This is a genomic window from Syntrophorhabdaceae bacterium (assembly GCA_028698615.1).
Taxonomy (GTDB): domain Bacteria; phylum Desulfobacterota; class Syntrophorhabdia; order Syntrophorhabdales; family Syntrophorhabdaceae; genus Delta-02.
Genome location: JAQVWF010000018.1, coordinates 1 through 21,358 on the forward strand (window position 1 = coordinate 1; position 21,358 = coordinate 21,358).

Sequence of the window (21,358 nt, forward strand, 5' to 3'; positions counted from 1 at the left end):
ACGAGGCAGCGGACAGGATTGCCCGGGCGGCGGGGTTCAGAAAGATCTTTATCGAAACGAAGGATTTTGTTCTCACCGCATACCTGCGAGCCTCCGAGCCCGGTGGGGATCTCACCGTATACATCGAAGGGGACGGGGCTGCGTGGCTGACCAGAAGGCAGCTCTCAGCCGACCCCACGCCCGGAAAACCTCTCGTGCTGGAGCTTGCGGCAATGGACCCCGCCGCCAACGTGGCTTATCTGGCACGTCCCGGACAATACACAGCAGGCCCCTTTCCCGTCTGCGATCCGATCTACTGGTCGGCCAGGCGCTTCTCAAACGAGGTTGTCAAGGCCATGAACGAGGCGGTGGACCGGCTTCGCGCCGATGCAGGGTCGCGTCGGCTCAATCTCATCGGGTATTCCGGCGGAGCTGCCATCGCCGTGCTGATAGCATCGGGCCGCAGCGATGTCGTCAGCTTGAGAACGGTGGCAGGAAATCTTGATACAGAGGCGGTGAATCGCTATCACGGCGTCAGTCCCCTCGAGGGATCCTTGAACCCAATTCATCGGGCGCGGAAGCTGAAGTACCTGCCGCAGCATCATTTCGCCGGCTCGGCAGACACCGTGGTTCCTCCATTCATCACCGAGTCTTTCGCGAAGCAAACGGGCGATGAAGTACGCGGCAAGATGACGATCATTGAAGGCGCCACCCATGGTGAGGGCTGGAAGGCAAGGTGGAGGTCGCTTCTGGCCGTTCCATTTCAAGAGCCGTGAGCCGGGAGTTGAATAGATACAACGATGCGCACCAGCTTCCCCGACTTATTTTTCGTTGACACAAAATAGCGTTTCCCTTAGACTTTCCACAGAAAAACAAATCTTGTCAGTGCGCACTTCCCGCAGTTAGATCCCTGCAGAGATAGAAGATCTGCGAAACTGCTGTTTCCGAGGTCAGCGCGTATTCCGGGTTTACCTGGCCCAGCCAGCAGCCAGAATCCAATGGAGTCTATATGAGCAGTATGGGGTCTATCGTATCTATCTCACCACGCGATTTTGACGCGGTTTTGTTTGATCTCGATGGCGTGCTGACCAAGACAGCGAGCGTCCATGCCGTGGCCTGGAAGCGGCTATTCGATGCGTTTCTGCAAGAACGCGCCCACAGGACAGGAGAACCCTTTACGCCCTTTGATATCGAAGCGGACTATCGGCGCTATGTCGACGGCAAGCCGCGATACGACGGTGTCGCATCTTTTCTTGAATCCCGCGGGATCACGTTGCCTGCTGGTAACCCCGGGGACGAGGGAGGCACGCAGAGTATACGCGCACTTGGCAAGCTCAAAGACCGGTACTTCATGGAGCATCTGAACAAACACGGCGTCGAGCCCTACGAACCGGCGATCGAGCTGGTAAAGGCCTTGCGCTCCCAGGAGATCAAGACGGCCGTCGTGTCGTCCAGCAACAATTGCGCTGCAGTGCTCGAGGCCGCCGGCATCTCGCATCTCTTCGATGCACGTGTGGACGGGCGTGAGATCGAACGTATGGATCTCAGAGGGAAACCCGCACCTGATGCTTTTCTGGAGGCGGCACAACGCATGAGGGTCGAGACCTCGCGGGCCGTTGTCGTAGAGGATGCAATCGCAGGGGTTGCCGCGGGCCGCGCAGGCCAATTCTACCTTGTCATAGGCGTTGACCGGGTTGGACAGTCCCAGGCCCTGCGTGAGGCAGGCGCCGATGTCGTCGTCACCGACCTCTCATACGTGCAAGTAGCGATTGAGCCGCCTTCCGTCTGGTCCCTCGTCTATGACGATTTCGACCCACAACGCGAGGGTATACGGGAATCCCTGTGTACTCTGGGAAACGGGTACTTCGCCACGCGCGGGGCCGCGCCGTGGGCGAAGGCGGATGGCGTGCACTACCCCGGATCGTATCTGGCAGGCGGGTATAATCGGCTTCGCAGCGATGTCGCAGGCCGATGTGTTGAAAACGAGGACCTCGTCAATTTCCCGAACTGGCTGACCATCGGGTTGCGCTTTGCCGACGACGACTGGTTTGACGAAGGAACGGTGAACATTCTTTCCTACCGGCAAGAGCTTGATCTCCGGCGCGGGATGCTGCACCGGACCATCAGCTTTGAACACGGCCAGGGACGGCGCACCACCTTGACGGAGGAGCGCCTGGTCTCGATGGCGGATATGCACCTGGGAGCGATGGAACTGACCCTCAGGGCCGAGAACTGGTCCGGGTCTGTAACCATCCGCTCGGGCATCGACGGCCGGGTCGTCAACGCAGGAGCGAAGCTCTACGAAAGATTCAACAACCAGCATTTGGAGCCGGTGTCGGGAGAGGTCATCTCCGATGATGGTGTTCATCTCCTTGTGCGTACGTGTCAGTCGAACATCCACCTGGCCCAGGCAGCGCGAACGCGCGCATTTGTACAGGGCGAGTTGCGTTCCGTTTCGCGACGGGTCATCGACGAGCGAGGCTTCATCGGGCAGGAGTTCAGCATCGAACTGACGCAAGGCGAGACACTCTCCCTCGAGAAGATCGCGGCTCACTATACCTCGCGTGACTTCGCCATTTCGGAGTGCAGTCTGGCAGCTCGCGCGGCGATCGGTGGCGCCGGGCGTTTCACCGCGCTTATGAACGCTCACGTCCTGGCGTGGAAACACCTGTGGGACCGATTCGACGTGCATTTGCTGCCAGGCCCGGAGCCGATCAAGCTCAACGCTCCCATGCTGCTGCGTCTGAACATATTCCACTTGCTGCAAGCGGTTTCACTCAATTCGATCGGGCTCGACATCGGCGTGCCCGCGCGCGGCTGGACTGGTGAGGCCTACCAGGGACACATCTTCTGGGATGAGTTGTTCATCTTCCCTACCCTCAATTATCGCACTCCTGAGATCACGCGGTCCCTGCTCATGTACCGGTACCGCCGTCTCGATCAGGCCCGCACTGCGGCCAGAAATGCGGGCTTTGCCGGCGCCATGTTCCCGTGGCAAAGCGGCAGCGACGGACGTGAGGAAACCCAGGAAGTCAATCTGAATCCCCGTTCGAAACGTTGGAAACCGGATAGCTCCTATCTGCAGCGCCATGTGGGCAGTGCGGTCGCGTGGAACGTGTGGCAGTACTTCCAGGTGACGCACGACCACGAGTTCCTGCAGTTCTACGGCGCGGAACTGATCATAGAGATCGCGCGCTTTTGGTCCAGCATGGCGACATTCAACGAAGAGCGGGCACGTTACGAACTGCGGGGAGTCGTCGGGCCCGATGAGTTTCACGAAGGGTATCCGGATTCATCGACACCCGGTCTCAATAATAACGCCTACACGAACATCATGGCTGCCTGGGTGCTGCGCAGGGCGCTCGACGTGCTCGATCTTATCCCCGACATTCGGCGCACTGAACTCGTTGCAAGGCTCGGCGTGACTGCGCAGGATACCGCCCTCTGGGACGATGTCAGCCGCCGCATGTTCGTACCCTTTCACGAGGACGGCATCATCAGTCAGTTCGAGGGCTATGAGTCACTGGCCGAGCTCGACTGGGACGACTATCGCAAGCGCTACGGCAACATACAGCGCCTGGATCTTATCCTTGAAGCGGAGAACGACAGTCCAAACCGATACAAGGTCTCGAAGCAGGCGGATGTCCTCATGCTGTTCTATCTGTTCTCTGCGGATGAGTTGCGGGAGTTATTCGTCCACCTTGGTTATTCCTTCAAGCACGAAACGATCCCGCGCAACATCGAGTACTACGATTCGCACTCATCTCATGGATCGACGCTATCCCGGGTTGTGCACGCATGGGTCCTGGCACGGTCGGATCGCGCGCGCGCGATGATGTATTTTGCCGAGGCGCTGCAAAGCGACGTGAGCGACATCCAGCAGGGTACAACGGCGGAGGGTGTCCACCTTGGCGCCATGGCGGGCACAGTCGACCTTATCCAGCGCGTCCTGACAGGTGCGGAGATCACGGGTGACGTCCTGCGGTTCAGCCCGCAGCTTCCTGAAAAACTTGAACGCCTTGATCTCAGCATGCGGTATCGGGGGCATTCATTGGACCTCAGGCTTACCCGTGAAACGTTCACTGTGCGCGGACGCGAGGCCCCGGGCGTCCAGCCGATCTCGCTTGCCGTGAATGATGTTCAGGTCGAGTTTCCTGCCGGCAGCACGCACGTTTTCCGTCACGATCAAACGAATTAGATATTGAACTTCAGGCCGTCACTCGACGGTTACGCTCTTTGCGAGGTTGCGCGGCTGGTCGACGTCGGTGCCGAGAAAGTTCGCCATGTAGTAGGCCATGAGCTGGAGGGGCACTATGGAAAGGATGGGTTGCAGTTCGTAGATGGTTTCGGGAATGATGAAGACCTCATCGACCCTGTCGGCCATGTCATGCGCCGCGTCGTCGGTGAAAAGAAACACCTTGCCTCTGCGCGTCAGAACCTCTTCCATATTGGAGCACGTTTTCTTGTACGTCTGGTCTCTGGGCGACACGAAGACTATGGGCATGTTTTCGTCGATAAGGGCGATCGGGCCGTGTTTCATCTCCCCGGCTGCGTAAGCCTCGGCGTGGATATAAGAGATCTCTTTCAGTTTCAGGGCCCCTTCGAGGACCGTTGGAAAATTGATACCCCGCCCAAGGTACAGAAAATGCTGGTAATGCATGTTCCTTCGGGCATGTTCCTCAACAGCCGCGTTGGAATCGAGTATCGTCTGGATCTTGTGGGGGAGCTTCTTCAGCTCGCCGACAAGGCGTCTTACGTCATCATTGTCGAAGGTGCCCAGGTGTCTGCCGAGGTAAAGCATGAGCATGAAAAAGACAGAGATCTGGGTGGTGAAGGCCTTCGTTGAAGCCACCCCGATCTCGGGCCCCGCGTGGGTATAAATGACACTCCGACATTCCCTGGAGAGGGTACTGCCCAGAACATTGCATATCGCCAGGGTGTAAAGGCCCCTCCTTCCCACCTCTTTCATTGCCGCTATGGTATCGGCCGTCTCGCCCGATTGCGAAACGAGTATGACGAGATCGTTCTCGTCGAGGATCGGGTCGCGATAACGGAACTCCGAAGCGATGTCGGTCTCCACGGGTATCCTCAGGTTTGCCTCAAAAATATGCTTTCCGATGAGACAGGCATGGTAGGAAGTGCCGCAGGCGACCATCCATATCTTCTTCACCTTCCCGATATCAGGAAGGTTCAGCTCTTCAAAGAAGACCTCGCCCTCCTCTTCCTGTATCCTTCCTATCAAAGTGTCTGATATGGCCCTCGGCTGTTCGAATATCTCCTTGAGCATGAAATGCCGGTACCCGCCTTTCTCGGCCATGGCACCAGACCACTGAACGGTCCGGACCTCCCGCTTCACCTCGGAGCCGTCAAGGTCCGTTATCTTCAGAACACCCTTCTGTATGACCGCGATATCGTCATCCTCGAGAAAGATGAACCTGTTCGTCCTGTTGATTATGGCCGGCGCATCGCTGGCGATGATGAACTCTCCGTCACCGATCCCGATGAGGAGGGGACTCTCTTTCTTTGCGGCGATAAGGGTTTCTTCCCCCTCCCTGATGACACCTACCGCATAGGAGCCCTTGAGCCTCTTCAACGAAAGCCGGACGGCCTCCTCAAAGCCTGTTCCCTTCGCGAGGGCGCCCGCGATGAGATGGGGGATGACCTCGGTATCTGTGTCGGACACAAAGGTATGCCCTTCCCTTTTCAGGGATTCCTTTAACTCGAGATAGTTCTCTATGATGCCGTTGTGCACGACGGTGACATCGCCGGCCTTGTGGGGATGAGCATTGCGCTCGGAGGGGACGCCGTGAGTAGCCCATCTCGTGTGGGCCAATCCCATGGACCCATCGAAATTGCCGTCACGGATGGCATCGGAAAGCTCGCTCACCTTTCCCTGCCTGCGGGCAAGCCTGACGGCGCCATTATCCCATATGGCGATCCCCGCCGAGTCGTAGCCCCTGTACTCCAGTCGCTTCAGAGCATCAATGAGAATATCCCGTGCCCCTTCCCTGCCCTGATACCCTACGATACCGCACATTGCTATTTCCTCCTGTGCTGCTCGACCAGCTTCACGTCTTTCACTTCTGTGAGAGACTATCTGTCGTGACGCCTTCTTCAAGGACCGCATTTTTACTGAGCCTCGAGAACGAACCTATCCTGGCGCCCTCTTTTGCCTCCACGCCGTCCATCACAACGAACCCCTCGATGGTCACACCGTTGTGTATCCTGCAGTTTCTAACGATCGAGGAGGGCCCGATAACGACCCCTTCCCCGATGACCGTGGTTCCCGTGATGTAACAGTGGGGAGCGATCACCGTGTCGCGCCCTATAACAACATCATTCTCGATATAGATGTCGGTGTCAAGAAAGGTAACGCCCTTTGCCATATGCCCGTCGTTGATCCGTTGCCTCATCACGACATTCGCCTCCAAAAGCCCCTTGAGAGTATTGACGCCAAGGACTTCTTGCGGCCGGGGACAAAAGTATCCTTTTGCATGTCCTCCCCTGTCTTTCGCGACCCTGCAGATATCCGTCAGGTAAAGTTCACCTTTCTTGTTGCCGCTGTCAATAAGGTCGACAAGCCCGAGATCACCGAACGGAATGTAGCAGATTCCCGTGTTTATCCTCTTTATTCGTTTCTCTTCCGCAGTCGCATCGGAATCCTCCCGGATATCGGTGATGACATCACCCTCCATCACTACCCGGCCATACCCCGATGGATCGGCAACGTCCGTCGTCAGGAATACGATAGACCTCGAAAGACGGCAGAATTCCAGAAATTCGACAAGGGTGGCTCTCCTCATAAGGGGCACATCACCCAGGAGAACAAGGATGTCGTTTCCCTGGAAGAACTCGCGGGCCGATGCCAGGGCATGGGCGGTCCCCTTCTGCGCCGCTTGAAACGCAGTTGTCACGTTCCTGCCTTCAAGGTAGGCCTCGACAGTCTCACGCCCATAACCGGTGACGACGATGACCCGTGCGGGCCCGAGGCTGTGCGCGGCCTCGACTACATATCCGAGAAGGGGCTTGCCCATAATCTCGTGCATGACCTTGGGTTTTCGCGAGACCATCCGCTCACCCTTGCCCGCGGCAAGTATGACGATATCAAGCTTCTTCATCTGCAGGCTCCTTCTTTCCAAAAAACCGGGCGATGACGACACTCAATTCATAAAGGCCCCACAGGGGCAGGGCGACCAGTATCTGGCTGATAGGATCGGGCGGGGTGATTATGGCGCTCAGAACAAATGCTCCCAGGATCGCGTATCTGCGTTTCTTTGCCAGGAAACGATAGTTGAGTATTCCTACCCTTGCGAGAAAATAGGCGACAAGAGGCAGTTCGAAGATGAACCCGAAGATGACGAGGAGTTTTAGCGTGAGACTGACATACCCTTTGAGGTCGGGCATGGGGATAACGAAGTCCGAGGCGTAGCTCACAAAAAACCTGTACAGATTGGGCATGACGACGGTGTAGCAGAAGGTCACCCCCACGGCAAAAAAGAAGGTGCCCCAGAAAAGGAGGGGATACACGTATTTCCTTTCCTTCTCATAGAGACCCGGGGAGACGAACATCCACATCTGGTGGATGATGACGGGTGATGAAATGGTGACGGCCGTGAGGATCCATATTTTGAAATACGTGAGAAAAGCCTCAGTAACGCCCGTAAAGATGAAACTGCTCCCCGGCGGCATCACCTTCTTGAAGGGCTGAAGGAGAAACACATTGACCCTCTCCCGAAAAAAATAGGTCACGATGAATGCAAAGCAGACGGCCAGAAGACATATCATTAAACGCTGACGCAGTTCTTTGAGGTGGGATACAAAGGGTTGTTTTTCGTCTGTTTGAATTTTCTTGGCCATAGGATGGCTGACATCGTCTTTCGCCGCGGAAGGCGATCAGGTCTGCAGTTACCCCCTCAACTTGCCATGGCCGCCCGCCTGGGCTGCGTTCGATGGGTCCCCTGGATCGTCCTTAAGTCCATCGTCCGCCCCGGATGCCTCCGCGGCCTTATCCTGATCGGGCGTCTCCTCGATGGGGGATTCGACGAGCTCGGGTTCACCCACACCAGCCGATCCGATAAGGTCCAGCCCGCCATTCCCTGCTGCTTCGGCCATTCCCGCCTCTTCCGTATCCCCGGGGTCCCGGGTATCGTCCGCGGCAAAATCCTCTTCGAATGTCTGCTTTACGTCATCGGTCACGCTCTTGACCTGATGAAGGGCTTTTCCAATGGACCTGGCCAGATCGGGCAGTTTTTTCGGTCCTACCACCAGTAACGCCACGATCATTATGAGGATGAGTTCAGGGAGACCAATGCCAAACATTGTGGATAAACTATCATAAAAACCACAGTCTTAAAAGAGAATTATGCCCGTGCAGCCTGAGTGATCGTGGCTTCCATGCGCCCTGACGACCTCTTCATACCATGAGGGAACAGGGCATTGACATCATTACCGGCGTGTATTAACCTCAATCCATCATCGTCGTGATTTGTTGCTGAATTCATTGAGAAAGGAGACGTGCATGACTGAAAGACTTCAGGTATTCAAGTGTGAGATCTGCGGAAACATAGTTGAAGTGCTCCATGGTGGAAAGGGTGCCCTCGTCTGTTGCAATGAACCGATGAAGATCCTTACCGAAAACACCGTTGATGCTTCTCTGGAGAAACATGTGCCGGTGATCGAAGAAAAGGCCAACGGGATTATGATAAAGGTCGGGACCGTCGCACACCCAATGGAAGAGAAGCATTATATAGAATGGATCGAGGCCATTGTCGACGGCGCTGTCTATCGCCGGTTCCTGAAGCCGGCGGAATCGCCAGAGGCATTCTTTCCTATTAAAGGCGATTCCGTCATGGCGCGGGAATTCTGTAACGTCCACGGCCTGTGGAAGAGTTGAAACGGAGGAGGTCATGAAGAGTATAAAGGGAACAGAAACAGAAAAGAACCTCCTGGCGAGTTTTGCCGGTGAGTCGCAGGCGCGAATGAGATACACCTATTTCTCGTCCCAGGCGAAGAAAGAAGGTTTCGAACAGATATCCTTCTTATTTGCCGATACGGCAGACAACGAAAAAGAACATGCGAAGCGCTTCTTCAAGTTCCTTGAGGGCGGCGAGGTCGAGATAACGGCTGCCTACCCCGCCGGCGTTATAGGGAAAACGGCCGAGAACCTCAAGGCCGCCGCCGCCGGGGAAAACCTGGAACACACCCTTCTCTATCCGGAGGCCGCAAGGGTTGCCGAAGAGGAAGGTTTTGACGAGATCGCCGGTATCTTCCGCGAGATAGCGAAGGTGGAGAAGGAGCACGAGAAGCGCTACCTCATGCTGCTCAGAAGAGTGGAGGCGGGAACGGTCTTCAAGAGACCAACCGCCGTCAAGTGGCGCTGCAGGAATTGCGGCTACGTTCACGAAGGAACCGACGCGCCCGAACTCTGCCCGGCCTGTGCTCACCCCCAGGCGTATTACGAGGTCCTGGCGGAGAATTACTGATCGCAAACCTGTGCGTACGGAAAGAAGACCCTGTCTGCCTTTTTCCGTACGCACGCCCTTTTTCCCTTAATTTTCCTTGACATGCAACATTTTCATCTGGTACCTTTCTTTGCATTGAAACAAATCCAAAGAAATCAAGGAGATTTACGGCACAAACCCCGCATTTTGTGATATTATCTTTCTGCCCGGCGCACTGGAGTTATGGCTCGAAATAAGGCTGCCGGAGGAAACGAGGGGATGTCGTCATAGTAGGTGTATGAAGATAGCCGGAATACAATTTGCCTGTACCAAAGACAAGGACAAGAACGTCAACACCGCAGTGAAGCTTCTTAATGTCGCCCTCAACGAAAAGGCCGGGATCATCTGCTTCCAGGAGCTCTTCAATCAGTCCTGGTTCCCGAAGGATCGGGACGAAGGCGCCTTCAGCCTCGCGGAAGATGCCGACGGTGATACGGTCCGGCTCTTCAAGTCACTCGTGAAGGGTACCGATACGGTCGTCATCCTTCCCATCTTCGAAAAAGCAGATGGCTGCTACTACAATTCCGTGGTGGTCATAGAAGGGGACAGGACGCTCGGAATATATCGTAAGCTCAACATCACCGATATCCCTTTGTGGGAGGAGAAATTCTATTTCCAGCAGGGAAACGCCGGGCTCCCCGTCTTCGAGACAGGCCACGGCAAATTCGGTATCCAGTCTTCGTGGGACAATTTCTTCCAGGAAGGAACGCGTATCCTGGCCCTCAAGGGTGCCGATATCGTATTTGCCCCCACGTCATGCGCATTCAAGTCGCAACACATCTGGCAGACCGTTGTCTCCTGCAACGCCATAACCAACGGCGTATATGTCATGCGCGTGAATCGGGCCGGCAGCGAAGAGGCTCAGGATTTCTACGGCATGAGCTTTTGCGTGGATCCCGAGGGAGAGTTGATCGGCGGACCCACGGGGAGGTCCGATACTGTGCTTCTCGCTGACGTCGACCTCGACCGATTGAAGCTCATACGGCGGGAATGGCCCATCCTGAAAGAAATGAAGCCCGGATTGTACGGGGACATTCTCGGAGGGAACCTGTGAGTGACGAGCCCACCCTCTGTGTGGTTTGCGCCTGGCGCGAGGAATGCAAGAAAAAATACCTTCATGGAAAAGATGTGTCCCTGCGATGCCCTGACTTCACGAAGGACCTTCAGGTAAAAAAGGACAGAGCAGATGCTCAAACCGATAGCGGCAAAGATAATAAATAATGGTATAGAGGACGCACAACGATCCGGTTCGATACCCCCCGACGCCAGGCTGAACTTCATTATTGAGACGCCGCGCGAGGAAGGGTTCGGCGACTATTCCACGAACGCGGCCTTCATTTTGGCCCCCCAACTGAGAAAAAAACCCCTCGATATTGCGAATATGCTCGTGGAAGGCATGAAGGGCAGCGATCTTTGCGAATCCATCAGCGTAGCCGGGGCGGGTTTCATCAATTTTTCCCTTAAGAACGTTCTGTGGCAGCAACTCCTCAAGGATACCGCATCGAAGGGGATCGAGAGCCTCTATCCCGATGTGGGGGGAGGAAAGAAAGTTCTCATCGAATTCGTCAGTGCCAATCCCACGGGGCCTCTGCATATCGGTCACGGCAGAGGTGCGGTGGTCGGCGACGTCCTGGCCAACCTTCTTGAGAAGACGGGGCATACCGTCGGCAGGGAGTATTATATCAACGATGCCGGACGGCAGATCAGGACCCTTGGGCGCTCCACATTCCTCAGGCTGAAGGAGCTCAGGGGCGAGACGGTTGAATATCCCCAGGATCTCTATCAGGGCGATTACGTGCGTGAACTGGCGCGCAGGGTCATTGACGAAGAACTCCCCATACCGGCTGGCGACGACCAGGCTGTCGACTTTCTGGCAGGCTATGCGAGTTCCCATATAATGAACGGGATCAAGAACGATCTGAGTGAGTTCGGGGTCAATTTCGACAATTTCTTTCTCGAATCTTCTCTCTACGCCTCGGGTGTTGTTGATGAAACACTGGCCATCCTCAAGGAGCGCGGCATCGCCTATGAGCGGGACGGGGCGCTGTGGTTCAAGACCAGCCTTTATGAGAAGGACGAGGACAGGGTCCTCATCAAGTCCGACGGAGAGAATACCTACTTTACGTCCGACATCGCCTATCATCTGGACAAGTTTAAACGTTCCAACGATGTCCTCGTCGACATATGGGGTTCCGACCATCACGGGTATATCCCCCGGTTGAGGGCATCCGTTCAGGCGTTGGGCAGGAGCAAGGAAGATCTGAAGTTTCTCCTCATCCAGTTCGTTACCCTCATCAAAGAGGGCAAGCCGGTCGGCATGTCGACGCGTTCTGGTGAGTTCACCACGCTCAGAGAGGTCCTCGACGAGGTCGGCCGAGATGCCTGCCGCTTTTTCTTTCTCATGCGCAAAAGCGATGCCCACCTCGAGTTCGATCTCGACCTTGCAAAGAAAACATCCAATGAGAACCCCGTCTATTATGTCCAGTACGCACATGCAAGGATAGAGAGTATCTTTCGCAATGCACGCGATGCGGGCGTTGACACGAACAGCCTGGCCGATGCAGACTGCACCCTTCTCGCTCTCAAGGAAGAACTGGACCTCATACGATGGATAACCCGCTACCACAGCGTTCTCGAGGGCAGCTCCAGAAGTCTCGAGCCCCATCGTGTCACGTTCTACCTCATGGAACTTGTAGGCCGCTTTCACAGCTACTATAACAAGACGAGGGTTCTGGGCAACGACGCTGAGGTGACCCGTGCCCGCCTTCTCTTATTATCCACCCTTCGGGGGGTGATAAGGGACGGCCTTCGTCTCGTCGGCGTGTCCGCTCCCGAGAAAATGTAGGGAGCTCCTCCCGGGGTCTACGCTTTCCAGCCGGCGGATACAGTAAAAGGAGTATTAATGGAGAGAAAGAAGAGCAAGACCAGAGAATATATCGAATCCATCCTCATCGCCGCCCTTATCGCGCTTCTCGTGAGAAGCTTTGTCATTCAGGCGTATAAGATCCCCTCGGGCTCGATGGAACCCACTTTGCTCGTTGGGGACCATCTGCTTGTCAACAGGATGAGCTACGTCGTCAAGGTGCCTTTTGTCGACTCCATTCTTTTCACCACCGGGAAACCCGAGCGGGGAGACATTATCGTCTTCCGTTATCCTGAAGACCCCACGAAGGATTACATCAAACGTGTCATGGCAACCGAAGGCGAGACTGTGGAGATCAGGAACAAGGCCGTATTCATCAATGGAAAGAAAATAAAGGATACCTGGGGACACTTCAGGACGGACTTTGCCGCGCGTGGTTTTCTCCCTTTTATCGACAAGGACAACATCCCTCCCGTGAAGGTGCCGAAAGACAGTTATTTCGTTATGGGCGACAACAGGGACAACAGCCTCGACAGCCGGTACTGGGGTTTCGTGGAAAAACGGCATCTCGTCGGTAAGGCGCTGATCATCTACTTCTCCTGGGATGGCAATGCGATGAGCGCCCCGCAATACGTTCGTTGGTCGCGCATAGGCTGGCTCATAAAATAGCCATCCACACCATCCTATGATTAGATTTGGCAGGGATTCTGTGCTATTATTCAAGGTAATGAAGATATCGGCATTCCTTATTGCGCTCCTGCTTGTCTTTTTCACACAGCTTCATGCGGCACCCTACTCGGATTCCGTCTACTTCTTTCTCCGTGGGTATTTCAGCGAGTCTCGGGGGGCCTACGATGACGCCCAGGATCATTATCGCAGGGCCCTGAAGGATAATCCTCGTTCGTCGGAGATAAGGACATCTCTCGCCTCTCTCCTCGTCAAGAAAGGGGAACTGGCAAAAGCCGAGGAACTCCTCAACGAGGCCGTAGCCCTGAACCCGGAGAACCGGATCGCGCTCATGTTCCTCGCCGGGATCCATGCATCGAAGGGTGTTACATACAAGGCCAAGGCCCTTTATGAAAAATGCATAGAACTCAACCCGGAAGATACCGAGGCATACATGTACCTCGGCTCCATCTATATCGGCGAAAAAAAGTACAATGACGCAATATCCATATACGAGAAGATCCTTGCCTATGACGATCACAACATTATAGCCCTCTATTATATCGGCCGGCTCCACGGCGAGGCGAAGGATTATGAGAAGGCCAGAGCATACCTGACGAAGGCCCTGGAGGTAAAGCCGACTTTTACCCCTGCCCTCCTTGATCTCGCAACGATATATGAGATCGAGGGCAATATCGAGAAGGCCGTCGAGCACTATCAGGGCGTCATCGTCCACGACCCGAACGACAAGAAGGCGCGTTCGAGGCTTGCCACCATATTCATAAGACAGAAGGAGTACGACAAGGCCATAGGCAAGTTCGAGGAGCTCTCGAACCTCGACCGACATGACCTGTCCCTCAGGATCCGCATTGGTCTGCTCCATTATGAGAAGGCTCGATACGATGAGGCCATCAGGGAATTCAACATAGTGCTCGCCAGCAAACCCGACAACTACACCGTAAGGATATATCTGGCGATGTCGTGGCGGGAAAAGGGAGATATCAAGAAAGCCCTTGAAGAGCTCAACAAGATCGACCCGAAGGCGGAGGAGTTCCTCACCGCCTTGAAACAGATGACCTTGATCTACATCAAGTCGGGCACCGTCGACGAAGGGATCAGGACGATAACGAACTATCTGCCCGAAATGGGCAGGAGACCCGAACTCTACATCCTTCTCTCCATGCTCTATGAGGAAAAGAACGATTTCGACGGCGGTATCAAGGCCCTCGAGGAGGCGCGAAGAGTAGACCCGGGGAACCTCGAAGTCCTCTACCAGATCGGCATGCTTTACGAGAGAAAGGGTGACCCCGGGAAGGCCCTTGCAGTCATGGACGAAGTTCTGGCTATCGATCCCGATTATCCCAACGCTCTCAACTTTGTGGGCTATTCCCTGGCGGATAAGGGTATCCGCCTTGACGAAGCGGAAACAATGATCCGGAGGGCCCTGGCAAAGCGCCCCGATGACGGGTACATCATCGATAGTCTCGGCTGGGTCTTTTACAAGAAGGGTGACCTGAAAGCCGCCCTTCAGGAGATACACAAGGCGAGCAACCTCATGCCGGAGGACCCCACCATCCACGAACACCTGGGGGATGTCTACTCGGCACTGAAAGACTACGACAAGGCCCTTGTTCACTACGAAAGATCGATGGCTCTCGAGAAGGACCCTTCAAAAAAGATCTCCGTCGAGAATAAGCTCAAGATGATCAAAGAGAAGAAGTGATGCGAAAGACTGTCGTCCTTCTGATCGTTCTGCCCTTCCTGTTTCTTGCCTGTTCGCACACGGGGAAAAGACCTGTGTCCATATCCTGGCCGGAACATTTCGACTACCTCGAGGCCCTTTGCGAGATAGATGTAATGCTTAAGACCCAGCGGTACTCGGGAGATATGTCCCTCAAGGCGTTGTATCCAAACAGGCTGTTTCTTGAGGTCTACGGGCCGTTCGGCAACACCATCCTGTCCGTTGACCGTTCCGAGGAACACTTCGTCATGAGGACCGACGGTGAGGAACTCACCGATGAGAATCAATTCTACAGGCTTTTTCGCATACGGATCGGGGACATAATCGAAGACATTACCCTCAAAGGACCCCTTGATACCCGTGATGGGGTCCCCTTCAAGCAGCGTTCCGAGTACCAGGTCTATTATCACCTGAACGGCGGGGATGACAGGATCTGTTGGAAGGTGCATGAAGGGGACTTTTGCATAAAGTTCCTTGAGGTCAGTTTCGCCCGGGAGAGATCGCTTGGAAAAAGTGATAGCGGGAGGGATTGACTCCTATGACACAATAAAGTTAAAGAGTCTTCTTGAAAAAGGGTTTCGCGAGATAGGTCTCGACGTCAACAGACGGAAAATACTCGTTAAACCCAACCTCCTGGCGGGCAAGCCTCCCAACAGGGCTGTCACGACCCATCCTCTGTTCCTTCGCGCCCTCATTGAATTGCTGAACGAACGCTCCTGTACGGTCTGTCTCGGAGACAGTCCCGGATACGAACCGCTGGAGCGAGTCCTCAGGAAGGGCGGCTATCTTGACATGCTTCGCGAACTTGGCGTTCATGTAATTCCCTTCACCCGTGAAGTCGCAAAAAAAGGGGGCGGCATATCTCCCTACCGGGATTTCCTTTTCGGTGAAGACCCGGATGCCTACGACCTCGTTATCAACGTCCCAAAGCTTAAAACCCACGGCATGATGGGGATGACTCTGGGGGTCAAGAACACCTTCGGTTTTGTTCGGGGGTTCGCAAAAGGACGCTGGCATCTTCGCGCCGGCAGAGACAGGGACCTCTTTGCCTCCATCATTGTCGACATCCATCGCATTGTGTCCCCGTCGGTGACGATCCTCGACGGAATCCTTGGGATGTGCGGCGACGGGCCGTCGAGCGGTAATGCGGTCACCTGCGGCATAGTCGCCCTTTCACGGAGTGCCTTCGCCCTCGATGCCTTCATCCAGAGCCGCATGTGCCCGGGCGTCTCGCTCCCCCTGAGTGCCTGCGCCGAGAGGCATCGTCTTCTTCCGCAATACACGGTGATCGATCTCGGTCTGCCCCCTCCCCCCTCCTCTTTTGCCATGCCTCGCGCCTGCGACGCAGACTGGAGCCTTCCTCCCCCGCTCAAGATACTCCTGCGCAATGTTTTTTTAAAGAAGCCCAGAGCGGATCTAAAGGCCTGCCGGCTATGCGGCATATGCGCAAAGATCTGTCCCGCCGGAGCCATACGTCTCGGTGAAAAGGCCCCCCTTTTCAGCTATTCGGCATGTATCAGGTGCTATTGCTGTCAGGAGATGTGCCCTCACGAAGCGATAAGAGTGTAGGATCTGCCGCCTGATGGGTTTCACTGCGCTCATCCCGCCGTGACAGCGATCTTCCTCATCTCAGGCGTACTATTCTTGGGCATGATCAATCTCAGAACGCCGTTTTTCACGTTCGCCTGGATCTTTTCCCTGTTGATCTCGCCTGATATGGTAAATATCCTCTGATAATCACCCACTCCGTATTCCGCGTGGGTAAGCTTCATCCTTTCCGGCAGTTTCCAATCGACCCTTCCGTAGATCGTAAGGACGTTGTCATCGAGCGTAACCTCCACGGAACTCTCGTCGACCCCAGGCACATCGGCGATGACCACGATCCTATCCTTGCCCTCGATGATGTCTACATCGGGGTTATATATCTTCGCCGCCCTGGTTCGTTCCACGACATCGGCGTCCCCCACCTCTTTTTTCTGTATTTCCTTCGTCTTGTCAGTCATGTACCACCTCCCTAAACCGATTTGATAGCTATCTTTTTCGGCTTTTCCTCTTCCGACCTGGGCAGTCTGATGGTGAGAATACCGTTTGAGAAACTGGCCGCCACCTTATCCGCGTTGATCGTAAAGGGAAGCTCGATGGCCTTGGTGAACTGCCCATACCAGCGCTCCCGGCGATGATAGGAGTTGCCTTCCTCCAGCTGATCAGGTTCCCTGGAGCCCTTGAGTATAAGGGTCTTGCCGATGACCGAGATGTCTATCGCACCGGCATCGATGCCTGGAATTTCCGTTGTTACCTGGGTCTCCTCGCCATCGGTCCAGATATTGACCGCGGGAAAGTCACCCGTCGACGGCGAGACAAATCTGGATAGGACCCGGTTCATTTCATTCTCGATCCGCTGAAATTCGGACCACGGGTCGAGGCCTTTGCCAAACATGCCAAAACCATCTGTCCACAACATGATCTCAACCTCCTTGATAAGACTTTAATCTTTGTGAAATGAATTTGTTCATTGGGAGATTTTTTGTCAAGAGGGGCGATTAGGTTATAACTGAATGAATCTAATGAGATTGAATCTGCCTGCACATACACACTTGCAAGGGATCACAGGGAAAGAATTCCTCGGCGCAGGTATCCAGGGTGACCCGGGGGCGCCACCGGTCCCCGGTTTCATCACGGTTCCAGTTGCTCATAGGTCTCTCCATCGAAGGAGAATCCCCTCTCGATCTCGATATCACCCAGGCACTGCCGTATATCCGTCGCGCCATCATCGAGCCTGATGCACATCCCGCAGTCGGAACTCAGATTCCTTGGTACCGGAACAAGTTCGTGCCGTCTGCCCCGCTTCTTCAGCATCTTCTCCGCCCGCAAGACGTCGTGGATGGTATTAAACAGCAGGAAGATGGTTCTATCCCTCGGCAATTTCCCTGACCGCCTCGACAAATGTCAGTATGTCATCCTCCCCGGTGAAATATCCCGGCGATGCCCGAAGCGTCCCGTTCGGGAAGGTACCGATGGTTTGATGTGAGACCGGAGAACAGTGGAGGCCTATGCGAACATACATTGACCTCCTGTTCAGTTCGTAACCCACTTCCGAAGGCAGCTTGCCCTGGATATTGAACGCAACGATCGCCAGGTAGGATTGAGGTCCAATGCCCTGGTGGCCATAAACGACCACGCCCTCAACGGAGCGCAACCCCTCGACCAGCAAGCGGCGAAGTGCCTGTTTCCTCTGGACGATCCTCTGAAGGCCCTCCTTCCCGATAAAGGTGAGACCCCCCAGAAGCGATGCGATCCCAGGCGTGTTCGGTGTGCCGCACTCATACCTGTCAGGCAGAAAGACCGGATGCTCGATTGATTCCGACTTGCTGCCTGTTCCTCCGAACTTCAGGGGTGTAAGCTCAATACCTGACCTCACGTAAAAAGCTCCGACTCCCTGAACCGAATAGAGTGATTTGTGACCCGAAAAGCACAGGATATCCGCCTTCATCTCTTCCATGTCGATAGGCACGGACCCCATCGTCTGGCAGGCGTCCACAATGAGAAGCGCCTGGCCGATCGCATCCTTGATACCGTCGAGAGGCTGTACGGTGCCCGTGACATTCGAACCATGGCTGATTATGACAGCCTTCGTATTCCCCCGCAAAGCCCGGCGGATGTCATCGATATCAAGAAACCCCTCGGGAGAACAGGGTACGGCCGTGAACGAGACGCCCCTTTCCCCCCTTAGAAATTGAAGAGGTCTCATGACGGAATTGTGCTCCATCATCGTCGTCACGACATGGTCGCCTTCCCCAAGCAAACCAAGAACGGCCATATTCAGGGATTCTGTCCCGTTCTGCGTAAAGACAAGTCGTTCGGAATTCGTCATCCCGATAAAGGCGGCGAGTTTTTCGCGGGCTTCGAAGATGACCCTGGCGGCTTCCAGAGAGAGCGTGTGGCCGCTTCTGCCAGGATTCCCGCCGACATTCTTTACGAACTCGTTGAGATATTCGATCGTTTCCGGTGGTTTGGGAAATGATGTCGCTGCGTTATCCAAATAGATCATCGATGGGTCCTGTCCGGGGCACACGCCAGCTAAGGCCTGATCACGTTCGTGGCTTCGTTGAATGAGGTCAGGATCTCGAACATGTTGCTTACCCTTCCCACCGCAACCTTATCCTTGAGATGGAAGTAATCGAGGCAGGTGCCGCATGAAATGATCTCGATGCTCAGATCCGCGATGTCCTTCAGAATCCCTATGAATTCTGAATCCGACGTGACGAGCCTGACCCCTGTGTTCAGGAATATGATCCTCCATGGGCGGACCTCCAGTTCTTTAAGGGTGTTCAGGAACGATCTCATCAAGACCTTCCCCAGATCATCGTCGCCTCTTCCCATGGTCTCACCGTCAACAAAGACCAGTGATCTCTTTGCAGTCGTCTGGTCTGTGATGAAACCTTCCTCCAGACAGCCTTCAACCCGGTAGACATCGTCTTCCTGCACCACCGTTGTCGAATAGCCCCTGGATCCAAGGAAGCGCCGCACATTCTCGCTGGCAGTGGGATCATCGACAATAACCTCAATTTCGCTTACCCGCCGGCCCTCGAGAAATTTCTTTGTCTCGATCACAGGCACCGGGCAGGTCTTTCCTTTCAAATCAAGTTTTTCCATAGCGCTATTCTAATAAAAAAGCGCCCTCAGGGCAAATGAATAAAAGGCATGAAAAACCGAAGACTAATAGGAGAAAGGCTTCAAGGCTTGCGTTGTTCTGACCTGAAACTTGAAACAAAAAAGGGAGGGCTTTCGCCCTCCCTTCGGCCTTATCTGCTCAGTTTGCTCTTAAACTTCTCTATAATCTTGGGAACGATCTCTTTGTAGTCGCCTATGATGCCAAACGATGCCGCCTTGAAGATCGGGGCATCGGGGTCTTTATTGATGGCAACAATACAATCGGAGGTTCTCATACCGGCGAGGTGCTGAATGGCGCCGGAGATGCCGCATGCTATGTAGATCTTCGGCTTCACCGTCTTGCCCGTCTGTCCAACCTGATGCTCGTAAGGGATCCATTCGGAGTCGACAGCTGCACGTGATGCACCAACTGCTCCGCCGAGGAGGTCAGCCAGTTCCTGCAGCATGGTAAAACCCGCGTCGTTTCCCAGGCCACGGCCGCCGGAAACGATGATGTCAGCTTCGACGAGGTTGACGGCTGTTGCTGATTGAATGAACTCAACGACCTTGGTTGCAAGATCGGCATCGGCAAGCGCAAAGGATTCTTTTACGACTTCTGCGCTCTTGGATGCATCCTTTTCGCCCATTGCGAAGGCCTTCGGCCTTACCGTGGCGATCTGGGGTGCTGCCTTTTCATTGACAACCGATACTGAATAGTTGCCGCCGAATGCCGCGCGCGTCATCTTGGCCTTCCCGCCGTCCACTGCGAGCCCGATGGTGTCGGTGCACAGACCGAAACCGAGCTGCGCTGCCGCTGCCGCGGCGACGTCGGTACCCATGCTCGTTGCCCTGAAGAGAGCCAGTTCAGGTTTGTACTTGTCGAGGAGGAAAGCCGCCGCCTTCGCATATGCCTCGCCCCTGAAGCCTTTGAAAACATCACCTTCCACGGCGTAGACCTTGGCCGCGCCATAGGCCCCTGCCTCTTTTGCCAGGTCGTCGACCTTGTCGCCGATGACGAAGGCGCAAACACTGGAGCCGAAAGTGTCGGCCAGCTGCTTGCCTATGCCAAGAAGCTCAAAAGACATCGGTGCAACGGCACCGTCTTTATGTTCTATATAAACCCATACATCGTTAGCCATTGTTTTTTCCCTCCTCCAAGTTATTTTATAACTTTCAAGTCAATGAGCTTGTCGGTGATCGTGTTGGCAATCTCTTCGATCTCGCCTTTGAGGATCTCGCCTGCGCCGCGGGGAGGCGGTACAGCAATCTCGACCACTTTTGTGCTGGCGCCTGCGGCACCCACCTTGCCGGCGTCCACGCCGAGGTCGCCCGCGCTCCACTGCGGGATCTCGATCTTGGATGCTTTCCTGATCCCCATAAGGTTGGGAAGCCGGGGCTCATTGATTCCCTTGATGACGGAGACAACAGCCGGAAGCTTTGCTTCGATAACTTCGGTACCGCCCTCGATGGCCCTCTCAACAACGATCTTCTTGCCTGCCGCATCGACCGAACGGACCTTTGAAACGTATGTAAGCGGGCTGAAACCAAGAATTGCGGCCAGTTCTGCCGCGACAACACCGGTATTGCCATCAGTGGACTGTTTGCCTGCGAAGACAACATCCACGTCACCCACTTTCTTGATGGCCGCTGCAAGGACATATGCCGTCGAGTATGTGTCGGAGCCAGCGAAAGCACCATCGGTGCACAGGGCGACCTGATCGACCGTCAATGCAAGGGCGTTCCGCAACACGTCGGTTGCACCCTCGGGGCCCATGGAAATGGCCACGATCTCGCCATCATAGTTTTCCTTCGTAAGCAGTGCTTCTTCAAGCGCGAATTCATCGAAGGGGTTCGTGATGGAATCCATTCCGTCCCTGCTCAGGGTCCCCTTCGGGATATCCCATTTGATCTCTGCTTCGGTATCAGGAACCTGTTTCAAACAAACCGCTATCTTCACAG

The 21,358-nt window shown here is 55.0% G+C and carries 21 protein-coding genes; 10 read left to right on the top strand and 11 right to left on the bottom strand.

Annotation, left to right across the window (positions count from 1 at the left end; genetic code table 11):
• Together PHC90_08105 and PHC90_08110 are read left to right on the top strand one after the other, a co-directional pair.
• Positions 1-755 (top strand): hypothetical protein (locus PHC90_08105; GenBank protein MDD3846309.1); only part of this gene is annotated, 755 nt, incomplete at its 5' end.
• 233 nt (positions 756-988) lie between these two features.
• Complete coding sequence (locus tag PHC90_08110) at positions 989-4,177, top strand: beta-phosphoglucomutase family hydrolase (protein ID MDD3846310.1); 3,189 nt, start codon at positions 989-991, stop codon at positions 4,175-4,177.
• A gap of 18 nt (positions 4,178-4,195) precedes the next feature.
• Here PHC90_08110 and glmS read toward each other — a convergent pair whose 3' ends face one another.
• Genes glmS through tatB form a run of 4 tightly spaced genes read right to left on the bottom strand, consistent with a single transcriptional unit; the run spans position 4,196 to position 8,298 of the window.
• Positions 4,196-6,016, bottom strand: a complete 1,821-nt coding sequence (gene glmS, locus PHC90_08115) for a glutamine--fructose-6-phosphate transaminase (isomerizing) (protein MDD3846311.1) — start codon at positions 6,014-6,016, stop codon at positions 4,196-4,198.
• 40 nt (positions 6,017-6,056) lie between these two features.
• Positions 6,057-7,097: an NTP transferase domain-containing protein gene (locus tag PHC90_08120; GenBank protein ID MDD3846312.1), complete on the bottom strand. Its 1,041-nt coding sequence runs from the start codon at positions 7,095-7,097 to the stop codon at positions 6,057-6,059.
• Positions 7,084-7,836 carry a twin-arginine translocase subunit TatC gene (gene tatC / locus PHC90_08125; protein ID MDD3846313.1) on the bottom strand — a complete coding sequence of 251 codons (753 nt, stop codon included), beginning with the start codon at positions 7,834-7,836 and terminating at the stop codon, positions 7,084-7,086. The genes PHC90_08120 and tatC overlap by 14 nt, the downstream gene beginning before the upstream one ends.
• Before the next feature lie 48 nt (positions 7,837-7,884).
• On the bottom strand, positions 7,885-8,298 hold the full coding sequence (tatB, locus tag PHC90_08130; protein ID MDD3846314.1) for a Sec-independent protein translocase protein TatB: 414 nt from the start codon (positions 8,296-8,298) through the stop codon (positions 7,885-7,887).
• A 199-nt stretch (positions 8,299-8,497) separates the two neighbouring features.
• Between tatB and PHC90_08135 the strand changes: the two genes are divergently transcribed.
• From PHC90_08135 to PHC90_08170, 8 genes are all read left to right on the top strand, one after another.
• Positions 8,498-8,872, top strand: a complete 375-nt coding sequence (locus PHC90_08135) for a desulfoferrodoxin (protein ID MDD3846315.1) — start codon at positions 8,498-8,500, stop codon at positions 8,870-8,872.
• A 13-nt stretch (positions 8,873-8,885) separates the two neighbouring features.
• The gene (locus tag PHC90_08140) at positions 8,886-9,461 is read left to right on the top strand and encodes a rubrerythrin family protein (protein MDD3846316.1); all 576 of its coding nucleotides are present in this window, start codon (positions 8,886-8,888) and stop codon (positions 9,459-9,461) included.
• 256 nt (positions 9,462-9,717) lie between these two features.
• A complete protein-coding gene (locus PHC90_08145) occupies positions 9,718-10,533 on the top strand; it encodes a hypothetical protein (GenBank protein MDD3846317.1) in 816 nt (271 codons plus the stop codon).
• A 132-nt stretch (positions 10,534-10,665) separates the two neighbouring features.
• Entirely contained in the window at positions 10,666-12,324 is a 1,659-nt protein-coding gene (gene argS, locus PHC90_08150; protein ID MDD3846318.1) for an arginine--tRNA ligase, read from the top strand.
• A gap of 57 nt (positions 12,325-12,381) precedes the next feature.
• Positions 12,382-13,011 carry a signal peptidase I gene (gene lepB / locus PHC90_08155; protein ID MDD3846319.1) on the top strand — a complete coding sequence of 210 codons (630 nt, stop codon included), beginning with the start codon at positions 12,382-12,384 and terminating at the stop codon, positions 13,009-13,011.
• A gap of 40 nt (positions 13,012-13,051) precedes the next feature.
• Positions 13,052-14,731 (top strand): tetratricopeptide repeat protein, encoded by a 1,680-nt coding sequence (locus tag PHC90_08160; GenBank protein MDD3846320.1) that lies wholly within the window; start codon positions 13,052-13,054, stop codon positions 14,729-14,731.
• Entirely contained in the window at positions 14,731-15,282 is a 552-nt protein-coding gene (locus PHC90_08165) for a hypothetical protein (protein MDD3846321.1), read from the top strand. The genes PHC90_08160 and PHC90_08165 overlap by 1 nt, the downstream gene beginning before the upstream one ends.
• Entirely contained in the window at positions 15,263-16,318 is a 1,056-nt protein-coding gene (locus PHC90_08170; GenBank protein MDD3846322.1) for a DUF362 domain-containing protein, read from the top strand. Before PHC90_08165 ends, PHC90_08170 begins: the two co-directional genes overlap by 20 nt.
• A 29-nt stretch (positions 16,319-16,347) precedes the next feature.
• On the opposite strand, the gene PHC90_08175 is transcribed toward PHC90_08170, so the two are convergent.
• The 7 genes from PHC90_08175 to PHC90_08205 form a co-directional block, all read right to left on the bottom strand.
• On the bottom strand, positions 16,348-16,773 hold the full coding sequence (locus PHC90_08175) for an Hsp20/alpha crystallin family protein (protein ID MDD3846323.1): 426 nt from the start codon (positions 16,771-16,773) through the stop codon (positions 16,348-16,350).
• Entirely contained in the window at positions 16,764-17,210 is a 447-nt protein-coding gene (locus tag PHC90_08180) for an Hsp20/alpha crystallin family protein (protein ID MDD3846324.1), read from the bottom strand. The genes PHC90_08175 and PHC90_08180 overlap by 10 nt, the downstream gene beginning before the upstream one ends.
• Positions 17,211-17,422: 212 nt before the next feature.
• On the bottom strand, positions 17,423-17,671 hold the full coding sequence (locus tag PHC90_08185; GenBank protein ID MDD3846325.1) for a DUF3343 domain-containing protein: 249 nt from the start codon (positions 17,669-17,671) through the stop codon (positions 17,423-17,425).
• Positions 17,658-18,797, bottom strand: coding sequence for an aminotransferase class V-fold PLP-dependent enzyme (locus PHC90_08190; GenBank protein ID MDD3846326.1), 1,140 nt, complete (start codon positions 18,795-18,797; stop codon positions 17,658-17,660). The genes PHC90_08185 and PHC90_08190 overlap by 14 nt, the downstream gene beginning before the upstream one ends.
• 29 nt (positions 18,798-18,826) lie before the next feature.
• Positions 18,827-19,402, bottom strand: a complete 576-nt coding sequence (yedF, locus tag PHC90_08195; protein MDD3846327.1) for a sulfurtransferase-like selenium metabolism protein YedF — start codon at positions 19,400-19,402, stop codon at positions 18,827-18,829.
• A 149-nt stretch (positions 19,403-19,551) separates the two neighbouring features.
• A complete protein-coding gene (locus PHC90_08200) occupies positions 19,552-20,538 on the bottom strand; it encodes an electron transfer flavoprotein subunit alpha/FixB family protein (protein ID MDD3846328.1) in 987 nt (328 codons plus the stop codon).
• Between the two features lie 20 nt (positions 20,539-20,558).
• Positions 20,559-21,356 carry an electron transfer flavoprotein subunit beta/FixA family protein gene (locus tag PHC90_08205; protein MDD3846329.1) on the bottom strand — a complete coding sequence of 266 codons (798 nt, stop codon included), beginning with the start codon at positions 21,354-21,356 and terminating at the stop codon, positions 20,559-20,561.
• Between the last annotated feature and the right edge of the window lie 2 nt (positions 21,357-21,358).